We start from the raw sequence: 12,626 nt of genomic DNA on the forward strand, positions 1-12,626 counted from the left end.
TATGCTAGAGAAGTTTTGCAGTTGTGAGTTTTACCAGCTTAAACTCCTCATAAAATTTCGAACTTTGTTGTCTTAGTTTCAATCTTTATTGTCCAGTTTCAGACTTTAATGTACATCGACACAACTGGCGGCATAAAACTGCGGCCAGAAACATCACAGATAAACCGAATGACAAACAGGGGGGCTTGTTACCGGCCTGAGTTTTCAAATCGCTATTCGCCTAGATTTAACCAATAAGAGTTCAAAGTTATGCCTGGGCAAGCGACATCTTACAAAGTGGGCATGATGAAAATTTTGTCCTTACGCCAAAAAGCCAAAGACAGTTTAGGTGATAAGTTTGACTTGCGTGAGTTCCATGATGCGGTATTGAAAAATGGCGCTATGCCGTTAGATTTACTGGAACGTGTTATCGACAGTTATATTGCCGCTAAACAAAAGGCGTCAACTTAGCTTCAAATAACTCACAGACTTAACTTGAAATAAACCGATAAAACCAGTTGAATGACAACTGGTTTTCTTTTTATGGCTGGGATGTATGTCGACATTAACCAAAGGGCTTGGGTTATTTTTAGATGTGGTACAACAAGGATCTTTTAGCAAAGCTGCAGCCTTGCATGATATGGATAACTCGTTACTGTCAAAGCAAATAAAGAAGTTAGAAGCCGATTTAGGTGTGCAATTGCTTAATCGTTCAACTCGTACCTTTGCCTTAACCTCAGCCGGTAAAGATATTGTTGAGCAAACCAAAGTGTTGATGGAAACCTTAACTCAAATTCAAAATATTGCCGACGCCCATCAATCTGAACCTAGAGGCAATATCCGTATTACCTCATCGATTAACTTTGGCCAGCAATACTTACAGCCCGTCATCAGCCAGTTTATGAAGCAATATCCGAATGTTAATATAGCCTTGCTATTAGACGATAAGCGGGTCGATATCATTTCTGAGCACTTTGATGTGGCATTCAGATTGGGAAAGTTAACTGAGTCTAATTTGATCGCCAGAAAAATAGCCAAAACCCATTTTGCGATTATTGCCTCAGAAGACTTTATTGCCCAACATGGTAAACCGACCACCCCTGAAGAGTTAGTAAGATTACCTGCGGTGGTGTATAGCAATGGCAATGTTCGTTTAGATCAAATGTCGATCAGCTCGCCACCTGACTTTGATGGGTATAAGACCTATAAAATGCAGAGCAATTTTTGCGTCAGCGATATGCGCACATTAATCAAGGCAGTTACAGATGGATTAGGCTATGCCATGATCGATTTGTTCAATTTAGATAAACCACTTAGTGAGGCTAAGTTAGCGCTTTTACTCACCGGCTATGGCTTATCTACCGTCGATACTGGTATTTATGCCATTTACCCACATCGAAAGCCGACTAAACTTGTGAGTGAGTTTATTAATGCGGTGCAAAACTACATAGGCACACCTCCATTTTGGGTTGATTATGTTCCTGATTATAAAAATAGCTATAAATAACCTCAGGCCTTTTTAGTAATGAAAAGCAGCGTTATCTATTACTGTATTGCGGTTGAATAGCTAACCCAAACAGCACGAATGATAAAAACAAAAATAACAAACAGGGCACGACTTTGGCTTAACATTAAGATCTATTTTGATCAGTCTTGGAGACAAAACACACAATAACTTGAAATACCGATATGCGTTAAGTACATCGGCATTTTTTGGCTCATACCTGACAGGCCAGTAAATCTTAACTATAGTGGTTTTAGCTTACCTTTCGCATCGCTTAATTGCGTGTAGCCTTTTGTGGCCATAAACGCTTTAAGCTCATGTTCAATTCTAGCGAAGCATCCAAGCCCTTCTTTCTCTAAGCTGGTGGCAATCTGCACGGCATCGGCCCCAGCCAGTAAGTATTCAAATGCATCTGTGCCACTTTTAATTCCGCCGACACCAATAATACTAACGTCATTTCCCAGTAATTCCCTAAAGGCCCTGACATTGGCCAGTCCAATCGGTTTGACATAATCACCACATAAGCCGCCAAAGCCCCCTTTGGGTTTGATGATAGGTTGCTCGGTATAAGGGTCAATCACTAAGGTGTTACCGATAGAGTTAATGCAGGTAATAAACTTCACTGGGTACTTTTTAATGATATTAGCGACAGCAATAAAATGCGCCATATCAAAATAGGGCGCAAGTTTGATGCCGATGGGCTTGTTTCCCAGCGCCGTAATGGCGGCTAACGCTTGATCTGTTTGTTCAAAATCATAAGCAATCTGGGCTTTGCCTGGAATGTTTGGGCAAGAAAAATTGACTTCTATTAAATCAACTGCACTATTTTGAAAGGCGATAATCATTTCAATATTGTCACTAATGCTAAATCCAGCAATGCTGACTACCACCGGCTTATTCAATGCTTTTAGTGCTGGAACCATATCAAGGTATGCTTGATATCCTAAGTTAGGTAATCCCATTGATTGAATGGCGCCTAATGGCAAGTTTTGATACCTAGGTTCAGGGTTACCCTCACGTGGCATCAGGGTACATGATTTAGTCACAATGGCCGTTGAGCTTGAATGAGCAATACGTTTAAGTTCATCAAATGTCGTGCATTGTGGTCCTGAGGCGTTCATTAGGTAGCTTTGCAGTTTGACCCCTGCAATTTGGGTAGATAGGTCGATAGGCATATGGTTTTTATTGATTTGTAGGGTGGGGTGAATAGTATTTTTGCATTGCGTCCTAGGTATTGATTCAGAGCAATGAATTGATCAATTTTTTAGGACGATATCTGAAACTGTTAACTGGTGCTCTTTTTTGCTAAAGGGCATCTTTCGCTCCACTATTGGTTGAGTTTAATCATCCAATTATCTCAATTTCATCTTGTTCACTAATACAATTGTACTATGGGTAAATTTCACTTAAGTTAGTCTTGATATTCACTTTTATTCTGGACACGTCATGTGGAACACGCTTCGCGCTTATCAATCATCAATTATATTACTGTCGGCTTTGATGTTCGGTGGCGCATTAGGGTTATGGCAGCCTGAATTTGCTCTCGGATTAAAACCCATAGGGCAGATTTTCCTTAATTTACTCTTTATGATCATTGTGCCATTAGTGGCTGTTAGTGTGATGTCTTCTATTGCCAGAATGACAGATTTAAAAAAGTTAGGTGCTATTTTGATTTCGATTATGGCGGTATCAATCATAATGGCGATTATTCCCGCCGTCGGCATTATCTTGCTGGCATCGGCATTTGATCCCGCTCAAGGTGTCACGTTGGAATTGGCTGAAACCCTTGATAACGCTGGTGGTACGATGGATTTTGTCAGTTTACTGACCACTAATGACTTTGTGGGTTTGCTATCAAAATCAAACATTCTGGCGTTAATTATTATGTCGGTGATCAGCGGGATTGCTATAGGACAATCTGGTGATGATGGGCGTAAAGTTGCTGATTTACTCGATAGCTTGAACACGGTCATTATGAAGATTATCGCTATTCTAATGTATGCCGCCCCCATTGGTTTAGGTGCTTATTTTGCCTCGACAATGGCGAGCCAGGATGCAGAGTTAATGGGCACATTTGCACGCGCAGTGGGTTTATTCTTGTTGGCAACGGCATTATATTTAACGATTGGATCAACCTTTTATGCCTGGCTGGGTGGTGGTGTTGATGGTGTAAAACGCTTTTGGCAAAATATGTTAGAACCCGCAGTGACTGCTTTGGGTACCAGTTCATCATTAGCCACGTTACCTATCACCATTCGCAGCGCCAATAAAATGGGTCTTAATGAACAAATCAGTGAAATTAGCTTGCCCTTGTTGGTTAATTTGAATAAAGGCGGTGCGGCGATGATCACCGCATTAAAAATTGTCTTCATTTATTCTTTACTCGGTTTAGATTTCAGTGCCGATATATTTATGATTACTGTGCTTATTTCGGTGTTATCGGCGTTCATTATTGGCGGTGTACCCGGTGGGGCATTTTTGGGCGAGATTTTTATTGTGACAACACTCGGTTTGCCTTTGGAAGTCATCCCTATTTTAGTTGTGCTCGGGGCTATTACCGATGCCGCTTCTACCGTCATTAATGTGGTACATGATTTAACGGCGACACAAATTATTGAGCGACTTAACGGTAAACATTATTTAAACCAAGCAGAATGAGCTTTATGAATACAGATATCCATAAAACCAACAACTTGCCGGCTATTATTTTTGTCGTTGTTTTACTTTTGAGTGCATCAATTGCTGTGTACAACATAAACCAAAGCCATCAACAAACGTCGCCAGAAACCTGGACCGCATTCATTTATAAGAATGGCTATGAATCGGCAAAGTATGAGATGGAAGATGGATTTGAGGATTATTCATCCTGCAAATTATTTGCGACTAGCTTATCGGATAAATTTGATCAGGCACCATGGCAATGTGGCTTGCGCTGCCGTTTTGACTCAATGCGTCAAGGTTATCAATGTGAAAGCATGGAAAATCATTAGTTGATCACGCGCTAAGGTCTGCGGGAGGGGGAATCGTCAATTTAGGTGCGTGTTATTTAGTCTTAAATACTCAGCTAAATTTATTCAAAAATAAAGGCATAAGCGCAAGCTTATGCCTTTGCTATTTTTAGCTTGCTATTTTTAGCTTGGTATTTACAGCTTGGTATTTACTGCAGGTAAAGCTGCACTTTTGCTCAATTGGCAAGGTGACTCTCCAGGACCCGTGAGTAATGCGGGGTCGATATTGGCATTACACTTCCAGTTAATAAATTTACCATCACTGGCTATGCTAGGAGTAAAAGTCAGTTGCGAGCCTTCACCATAATATTTTGCCAGTTTTACAACCACATCACTTTGTTCTGACAAGAAAATATCACTAATTAAGGGATGCGCTTTAAGATCATTAATCGGTAAATCAATTTTGTCAGCTGGTTTAGGTAACCTTGCTTGGTAAGAATAAAAATCTGCAACCGACATTTTTGCCAATTGTGATAAATCGACAATAGAATTGAGCTGTAACTTAAGATTTAAACCATTATAGCTAGCGCCTTTTGATGGCGTAGGAGCATTAATTTTAGTCGCAGTTTGAGTCGTTTGGGTTGATGCGGCGGGTTTTGATGCTGCTACAACGAACGCTGAATTAATGTTGTCATCTGCTGTGCTACTGCTTTGTGGCGCTTGTTGGGCGGCGATAATCTTTTCGGTCACTTCATCTATAGCATCATCTGAACCGAGTGTCACACGCAATACTTGTGTGCCACTTTGAGGTTGTTTGCTTCTCGCGGTTTCAGTTATTGTTATAGTTGTTTTTTCTGCGGCAACCATAGGTGTTTTTTCGGCAGCACTTGTGGCTGATGAATCTGCGAATACTTCGGGTTCAGTCGAAATGGGCCTAGCTGCAATCGTTGTTTCTGGAGAATATATGTCAGCCTTTGTGGTTACTTTGCCATTCGATGGTAATTCTTGAGTATTTACCTCTGATAAGGCTGGTGTTTCTGTTATCCATTGTTCCATCGGCGCAGTTGAAATTGGCCGAGAGTTACCCACTGTAGCAATGCTTGCTTCTTCTACTACTTGAGGCTCTACCAATGCCACGGTTTGTGCCGCCGATGGCGACTCTGAAAGCGTGGCTGTATCGGTAACCTCTAGCAAGCTAATGTTAGCAACTTCTATATTCTCAGCCACATTAGCTATTTCAGTCTTTTTAACAATCTCTTCATCCACTTGAACCTGAACGTCAACCACTTTAGCTGTAACAATGTCCACAGGCGTCACTGCTTCTGGGTCAATGTTTATCACGTCACTATTTATCACGTCACTAGTTATCACGTCACTATTTATCGCGTTGTGATTCATGACGTCTTCTGAAGACATGTTACTAGCGGCGATAGAGGTCTCGATAATCTCAGCTACCTCAGTTTTGTCTGCTGAAGTCTTTTCGATGACAGAGTCGTTAGCCAATACAGTATGTGATGATGGCAAATCTTTTATATTCGCTAATTGCCCAAAAGCGTGTTTTAGCGCTGTTAATAAGCCGGTTTCAGGTATCATTCTCGATGTTAAATATTCTTCAGAGACTTCAGATATATCTGAATCTGATGCTGTCGAAGCGATTTCAGATGCTTGTTTCTCGATGGGGGTTCTGGGGGCATTGTCCAGACTTTTAGCAGGTAAAGCTTGTGAAGCGACCAGGGTGGTTGACTCAATAACAGGTTCAGCGGAAGTGATTTTAATTGGCTCAGTTCCATTAGTCTGAATAGAAACCGACTCTAAAGTTTCAGGTTGAATCGTTTTCGAATCGTCAGAATGAACTTGAGTTGTTTGAGCTATTTGATTCGAAACATTGTCAGATACAAGGGGTTGTATTTCTTCTGATTTTACCTCCAATTTGCTTGGAACGAAGGTATCAGCAGGTTTGGTTGTAACCATCAAGCTTTCTGTTAATTCAACATTTTCTGTTAATTCGATACTGTTTGTTGATTCGAGATTGGCTATAACCTTGGCATACTCTTGAGTATCGATTAAGTCGACTTTTTTCAACTCTTCGGCAATGGTTGTGCCTTTGGTCATTGCAGTTTCAATTGCTTTGTTTGCAGCTTCTAATGTGGCTATGTCAATTTCAGTTGGTTGAGTATTCTCAAGTGCAACAACCGGTTGAGCATCTGCAGTTGGCCTAATCTCATCTGAATCTGCGGCGCTATTGTTAAGTGCTAAGGCGTCGGTCGCCGTGATAACGTCTGTTAAAGTGGTTATTGTAGAAACAGACTCTTGTATAGCAGGCCCTTCTAAAGAGGATACTTCTACAGCAATTAGTGGGTTTGCGCTAACCTCTGCTGGCTCGCTTGATGCTCTTTCATCATCTAGGAATAAATCTTGGGTCGATTGCACAATTGAGGAAAAGGTCGATGCTGCTGAGTCTTGCATATCATCTAAAGTGAAAGGTAAGTCTGGAATTGCATCTAGGTTAGGGATTAACGTCTCGACAGAGTGGGCGACATCACTAAATACATCGCTTGCATCCTGTTGTAATGCATTGAAATCGGTCGAGGCTATTTTCGTGGCGAAGGATTTTTCATTAGGGTCTTTAGGGCTGCCGTCATCGAGAAATAATACTTTAACTGCCACACTGACAATCAATAACAGCGAGATATTAATTAGCCACTGGTTCATGTCGCGCTGTTTATTTTTCTGCTTTTTTTGCGGAATAATACGGGTAATATTTTTATGTTTGGCAATCACATCGCGAGCGATATCTTCAATTTCTTCACGTTCAATAGTCGTGATTTCATCTAATGCCGCAATATAATCAAGCGGTAATTCAATTTCTTCAGGGTGCTTAGTGCCATTTCGAAGGGCGTCAACTTCTAATACGCGATGTTTAATTTCTTCGATAATCGTATTTTGTTGGCTAGGTTGACTAGCTTCGTTCATTGTTATTCACCCTTGAAAAATCTGTGGCCGATAAATTTTATTTATTGTTTTTTATCGCTATTAACACCTATGTCAGTGTTACTAACGCTAAGGCCTTGTCAGTTAAATTAGTAATTACTAATGCTGTATTCTGCAGAAGTAAATATTCAGAAATTATGTCCTGATGTCTTTGAAGCTTTATGACGTAAGAGGAAAAACTCAAAAATTCAGAAGGGTATTATTTACAAATTGTTACTCTGCTTAACATCTTCCATGACCACTTTTTCTGATTCTTTTTATTAGCCAGCGTAAAAATACTGATTACGCACTTCCTTCGCAGGGCACAAGATAACCAATTGTGACAATTTGTTCAAATTTTTTAACAAGTCATTATCATTTTTTGTGGTTGTAAAAACCACAAAAATGTCTGTATAAATTTACATCTATTGAATCATTAGGGCGGTTGTGGATTACAAAATGAACAGCCCTAATCAAATAACCGTCATGTCGATGAGCTTGGTTAAATTAACAAGATTCACCGCTTTTAACATAGCCAATGACTTTTTAAGTGTTAGCGTGGCCTTAACGCGCGTGTTCGTAAGGGGATTATTGTCAGAGATGCCGGTGCGGGTGGCATGAAGTAGTTGGACTGCGGATTATGAGTATTTAAATGAGGGCTTCAGTTTTCAAGTTACCCCATCTCAATTTTCATTAAATGCTGGCGAATCTATCGAGTTAACCATTAAAGCGACTGCAAACGTTAACCTAGTTGACGAATGGGGGCATGGTTATATTAACTTGAAAAATGCTGACAGCAGCATGAGTGATAGCCACTTACAGGCCACCATTGGCTTCAAAGCGAGACAAATTGTTGATAGCGTGTCAGCGAAACTAAATAGCTTTGATATTGAAGCGCCAACCAGTGTTGCACAAGACGAAGCTTTTGATGTGACTCTGAAGGTTAATGGCTATTTTGATGCAAGCCAAACATTGTTGCCTTTAGAAGAAGGTGAGGTGTATTACGGGCTATTTGAGCTTGGGACAACCACAAATCTTGTGCGAAATGTCGGTGGCACATTGATTAAAGTTGAAGGCTTAGCACCAGTTGAAGTACCTGTTAATACCGCTCCAACAGTCGCTAATCCACTTATCGATGTTGAAACTCAGCTAACTGAAGCAGGCAGCGTTGCTTTCAGTGCTGATTTAACGGGTGTATTTGCTGATGCCGAAAATGACGCTTTGACTTATAGCGTGTCTGGCTTAGATACATTAAGCATTGATGGCATGACGTTAGCAGGCACCTTAACCCAAGCGGGTACGTTTGAAGTGGTTGTTACAGCTAGCGATGCTGAATACTCGGTATCAAGTACATTTACATTAACGGTCGCAGCTGCGCCAGTAGTGCTACCTCCCGTTGTTGCCCCAGATAATAGCAGTGGTGGCGGAGCTATGGGGATAGGATGGTTACTCATCATGCTTGCTGCAGCGGTACGTCAGCGTGGTGCAGTACGTTTTAAATAAGCAATTACCTAATATAATTATAAGTTCCATCAACGATTAAGTGTTTAGCGAGGCTTGGTTGTTTTAGGCTGACAGGATTGTCGGCCTTTTTTTATGTCTGTAGCGGTCACAGTATTGTGATGATTTTTATGTACAATAGGACTTCTTATAAGAAGGAGTTGTTTGTGCTAACCAAAATTTTAGTAACACTATTGGTGATTATTGTGGCGTTATTTTATTTACGTCGCGGCAGGAAACCTCCCAGTAAAACACAGCAAGTTATTGCCAGTGAGGCACGACATCCTCTATTTAACAAAGTGGTTATATATGGGGTAATTGCGTTCTCTATGTTGGCTACGGCAGCATTGTGGGGATGGAATTGGTACGACGACAATCGTATTGTGACGGTGCAAATTAGCTCGCCGATTGAGGCCATGTCGACCCAATATCAAGTGCGTAAAAAAGATATTCAACTGAGAAAAATAACCACAGTTGATGGCGTTGAAATACGTTTATCTAATCAAGAACGAGTGACCATTTCAGCTCATAGCGATAAATAGGTTTGAGGTTTATCCGTCAGTTCACGCATAAAGGACATTTTAGGCGGTTAAGCGAGTAAAATTAATCATGCTTGATCACAAAATGGAGGCCTATCGCCTCCATTTTTAGTTCATTTTTTGCGATTCAATGCATCAATTAACTTAGCTTATTCTTTCGACTTTAGCTTTAATCTTGCATTAGCATAAGGATCAACTTTTTGCGTTGAAGCCACACCCTCAGCAGTTTGCGCTTTTTGTGGCTTCGGGTTTCTTGTTTTGCTGGCTTTATTATCAGTTGCGGGCTCAGTTGATTTGGGTGTTTGCGCTCTGTTAGCAAACTTAGGTCCTAAATCAACCAATGGTTTTTGGCGTCTTGGAGGACGGTTGTTTGTTGCAGCACTTTCAGAGGTTGAATGACCACCCTGGCTTTTTTGCTCACCCTTATTGCTTCTTCTTTGGTGGATTTTATTATCCTGTCCAGAGGCAGAGCTTTTTGTGCGTGAATTCGTTGAACGACCAGTCGACTTTTTAGCTGCGCCACTAGTTAGTTGGGTGTCAGCAAGATTAAAGTTGGCTTCAAATCCTGGTAAAACATTACGGGAAATTTGACGTTTAATCAGTTTTTCAATTTCACGTAATAATTTGCCTTCTTCTTCGCTGACTAACGAAACCGCCTGACCTGATGCTCCAGCACGACCAGTACGGCCAATACGGTGAACATAGTCTTCAGGCACTTGAGGTAGGTCGAAGTTAACGACAAAGGGTAGTTGGTCAATATCAATACCGCGCGCTGCGATATCGGTGGCAACCATCACTTGTGCCGCGCCACGTTTAAAATCAGCTAACGCTTTAGTTCGTGCAGTTTGACTTTTATTACCGTGGATCGCAACGGCTGAAATGCCTGCGGTTTCTAAACTTTTGGCTAACCGATTAGCGCCATGTTTGGTGCGAGAAAACACTAACACCTGATGCCAGTCATTGATCTTAATAAGTTCAATTAATGCAGCTGATTTACGGGTTTTATCTATAGCATAAATGCTTTGCTCAACGCTGTTGGCTGTGCTGTTTCTTGGCGTGACCGATATTTCAACTGGGTTGTTTACCAGACCTTTGGCTAATTCGCGGATGTCATCCGAAAATGTCGCTGAAAACATCAAGTTTTGTCTCTTCGCCGGTAAAAAAGACAAAATTTTACGAATGTCACGAATAAAGCCCATATCTAGCATGCGATCGGCTTCATCAAGTACTAAGATCTCAAGGTGATCAAAGTTAATTGCACGCTGTTGGTATAAATCCAATAAGCGGCCAGGCGTGGCAACCAGAATATCCACACCGTTTTTTAATGCAGCAAGCTGAGGCTGAATAGAAACGCCGCCGAATACTACGGCCGATTTAAGCGGTAAATGTTTACCGTAAGTTGCTACACTTTCTTGTACTTGCGCCGCAAGTTCACGGGTGGGCGTTAACACCAAAGTACGCACATACCCGCGTTTAGCTGGAGTACCTTGAGATAATAATTCGAGGATTGGTAGTGTAAATCCCGCGGTTTTACCTGTGCCAGTTTGAGCTGCAGCCATAACGTCTTGACGCTTTAACACTGCAGGAATGGCTTGGGCTTGAATAGGGGATGGGGTGTCGTAACCTTGTTTGGCAACTGCTTTTAAAATTGCAGCACTTAGTCCTAGGTTTTCAAAACTCATAGATTACATCTCAATTAACAACCTAAGTTGTTAAATATATTAAAGGTGGCCAATATCGGCGGGCGTGCATCTTACCTGAAAAGCCCTACTAGTGCTATCAAAACACATTGAAGTAGAGGGTGAAAAAGTGTTAATCATCAGTGCGAAATGGCGCAATATTGCATACAATGAATTACTTGGTGCATTTTAAAACCTATTTGCTGTGATGTGATTTTTGATTATTGTGCATTCACTGTGGTTTATTTCACGTTTATTTAATCTTATTTTCTATTAAGGCATCAATGACTTCAAAATTAGCGGCACTCACACATATTGAAAAAATCGCCTTAGGACTTCGCGATCCTGCCCATGCGCTAATTAAAAATGTGCTGTTAATGTCTAATATTTCTACCCAAACCTTACAAGTGGCCATGCGCCAATTAACGCAGTATGGGCGCGTGGCATTGCATTTTCACCCTGATAGATTAGACAGTCGCGGCTTAAAAGTGGTTGATGGCTTGATTAAAGATGGCCACTACAAAAGTCAGTTTGAGACACATATTTCCAACGGCCAACTTTCACCAGAGTTAGGCGGCCCACGAGACCATTGGGAAAACCAGCTTTTTGGCCAATGTTATTCAGGAATTAAACATCGCCCTAAATATGGCGCTTTAGATTTAGGGTTATGTGCATTGGGCCCAGCGCCTCGCTTTGGCAGTTGCTATTTTGTCACCCGTCCACAAATATTGTCTCGTTGTACTTTTAGCTATATGGATTCTTATCGTCTACCTAAAGAGAAAGGCACCATTAATTGTTTTGACGCCGTGTTGGCGGCGTTATTAAGTGAAAGCTTTGAGCGCCATTATGCTTTGGGGATCACAGGGTTGAAACCAAGCTTATTGATCGATCATTTAGTGACTGAATTAGCTGACTCTTTAGAAGGTCGCTTCAAGCGACAGCCTAGCTGTAACCTTGACCATTATATTGAAGCTCAAATTCATGGTGAAGTATCGTTAGATGATGATATTGATATGCTAGTGGCAGATCCCAGTTTTAAACAAACTCAAGTTGGTGAATCGTTACAAGCTTTATGCGATGAGTATGATATCCAATTAGCTTGGCATGGGGGGTATCAATTATCGCTTGATGCCGTGCCGAGTGATTTTCGTGGCGCAAACATGCCGAATGTGGCACATGCTGTGGCGCAAGAACAGCTTATCAATGCTGCGATAATTGGTGAGGCGGCTTATGCCTTATGCAAACAGCCTACCAGTTGGAGCGAGCGCTCCAGTCATGCTAAAAAAATCCAAGATTTAAAATTGCTATGGCATGTATTGGTAAAATACGGTGCAATCCCCTTAGATTGATTAAGGGTACTTATCATAAACTGTGCGGCAGTTAACATTATTAATTGCTCAACTGTATTAGATAGGCTACTACTGCGATACTGCTTGCTAACACGCTACTTTCTCTTGTTAATAATCTGTTTTCATTGATGTCATCTATTGCCCCTTTTATGGTTAGG

The 12,626-nt window shown here is 41.2% G+C and carries 9 protein-coding genes and 1 pseudogene; 7 read left to right on the forward strand and 3 right to left on the reverse strand.

The genetic code is table 11. From position 1 onward, the window contains the following. Positions 1-246: 246 nt before the first annotated feature. Together NE535_RS12870 and NE535_RS12875 are read left to right on the forward strand one after the other, a co-directional pair. A pseudogene (locus tag NE535_RS12870) lies at positions 247-450 on the forward strand (DUF885 family protein); the annotation flags it as partial. An 85-nt stretch (positions 451-535) separates the two neighbouring features. Further along, positions 536-1,486: a LysR family transcriptional regulator gene (locus NE535_RS12875; RefSeq protein WP_261299036.1), complete on the forward strand. Its 951-nt coding sequence runs from the start codon at positions 536-538 to the stop codon at positions 1,484-1,486. A 239-nt stretch (positions 1,487-1,725) separates the two neighbouring features. Here the strand turns inward: NE535_RS12875 and NE535_RS12880 are convergent, their stop codons facing one another. Then, positions 1,726-2,658, reverse strand: coding sequence for a dihydroorotate oxidase (locus tag NE535_RS12880; protein WP_261299037.1), 933 nt, complete (start codon positions 2,656-2,658; stop codon positions 1,726-1,728). A gap of 271 nt (positions 2,659-2,929) precedes the next feature. Here NE535_RS12880 and NE535_RS12885 point away from each other — a divergent pair, with 271 nt between their 5' ends. Both NE535_RS12885 and NE535_RS12890 read left to right on the forward strand, forming a co-directional pair. Next, the gene (locus tag NE535_RS12885) at positions 2,930-4,141 is read left to right on the forward strand and encodes a dicarboxylate/amino acid:cation symporter (RefSeq protein ID WP_261299038.1); all 1,212 of its coding nucleotides are present in this window, start codon (positions 2,930-2,932) and stop codon (positions 4,139-4,141) included. 5 nt (positions 4,142-4,146) lie between these two features. Then, on the forward strand, positions 4,147-4,473 hold the full coding sequence (locus NE535_RS12890; RefSeq protein ID WP_261299039.1) for a hypothetical protein: 327 nt from the start codon (positions 4,147-4,149) through the stop codon (positions 4,471-4,473). 153 nt (positions 4,474-4,626) lie between these two features. Here the strand turns inward: NE535_RS12890 and NE535_RS12895 are convergent, their stop codons facing one another. Further along, positions 4,627-7,404 carry a hypothetical protein gene (locus tag NE535_RS12895; protein ID WP_261299040.1) on the reverse strand — a complete coding sequence of 926 codons (2,778 nt, stop codon included), beginning with the start codon at positions 7,402-7,404 and terminating at the stop codon, positions 4,627-4,629. 777 nt (positions 7,405-8,181) lie between these two features. Between NE535_RS12895 and NE535_RS12900 the strand changes: the two genes are divergently transcribed. Together NE535_RS12900 and NE535_RS12905 are read left to right on the forward strand one after the other, a co-directional pair. Then, positions 8,182-8,904 (forward strand): putative Ig domain-containing protein, encoded by a 723-nt coding sequence (locus tag NE535_RS12900; protein ID WP_261299041.1) that lies wholly within the window; start codon positions 8,182-8,184, stop codon positions 8,902-8,904. Positions 8,905-9,068: 164 nt separating this feature from the next. After that, positions 9,069-9,443, forward strand: a complete 375-nt coding sequence (locus NE535_RS12905) for a hypothetical protein (protein WP_261299042.1) — start codon at positions 9,069-9,071, stop codon at positions 9,441-9,443. Positions 9,444-9,589: 146 nt separating this feature from the next. Here NE535_RS12905 and NE535_RS12910 read toward each other — a convergent pair whose 3' ends face one another. Next, entirely contained in the window at positions 9,590-11,122 is a 1,533-nt protein-coding gene (locus tag NE535_RS12910) for a DEAD/DEAH box helicase (RefSeq protein WP_261299043.1), read from the reverse strand. A 281-nt stretch (positions 11,123-11,403) separates the two neighbouring features. On the opposite strand from NE535_RS12910, the gene NE535_RS12915 reads away from it, so the two are divergent. Continuing rightward, entirely contained in the window at positions 11,404-12,468 is a 1,065-nt protein-coding gene (locus tag NE535_RS12915) for a DUF3626 domain-containing protein (RefSeq protein ID WP_261299044.1), read from the forward strand. Positions 12,469-12,626 lie beyond the last annotated feature (158 nt).

This window comes from Shewanella holmiensis, assembly GCF_025370255.1.
GTDB lineage: Bacteria > Pseudomonadota > Gammaproteobacteria > Enterobacterales > Shewanellaceae > Shewanella > Shewanella holmiensis.